We start from the raw sequence: 595 nt of genomic DNA on the forward strand, positions 1-595 counted from the left end.
TCAGCTAGCCAAATCTTCTTCATCGTCTGCTGCATCCTCAAAAGAAGCAGGTGAAGAAGCGGCTCAACCATCCGATTTACCACCTCATCAGTAGAGGACGCGCATGAATGGAAAATTAAACCTTCCCATCAATACCGTGATTGGTGTGTCTCTGCTGGTGTTATTGCTTGTTCCAGCACTCTACTTCGCCAAACCGGTGCTGTTACCTATGGTGATAAGTACGTTCGTGGCACTGCTGTTTAGCCCGCTGATCAATTATTTTGAAGATAAAGGCCTGCCACGCACGATAACCGTGGTGGTGACGTTGACGTTATTGGTGAGTGTTTCAATACTCGGTTTAGCGGCGATATCAGAACCCGCGAAACAATGGTGGGCTGAGTTGCCAAGCATCGTCCAAAACGTTTCGCAGGAAGTGAATGAAGTGACCAAAGCGTCGTCAGAGCACATGAACGCGCCGCTTGAGATCGCCAGTGACATGAACATTGACGAGATGGGTAACAACACGGTGTTTTCTCTGCTGAAAGCGCTCGCGACCACCACACCAACGCTGTTAACTCAGGCGATGATTGTGCTGTTTATGGTGTATTTCATGCTT

At 48.6% G+C, this 595-nt stretch carries 1 protein-coding gene; it reads left to right on the plus strand.

The features are described 5' to 3' along the window. Positions 1 to 103 precede the first annotated feature (103 nt). Positions 104 to 595, plus strand: a 492-nt coding sequence (locus R7Z47_RS25830; protein WP_318130892.1) for an AI-2E family transporter, incomplete at its 3' end; no start/stop codon positions are given.

It is taken from the genome of Vibrio sp. 1641 (assembly GCF_033339995.1).
In the GTDB taxonomy this organism is placed as follows: Bacteria; Pseudomonadota; Gammaproteobacteria; order Enterobacterales; family Vibrionaceae; genus Vibrio; species Vibrio alginolyticus.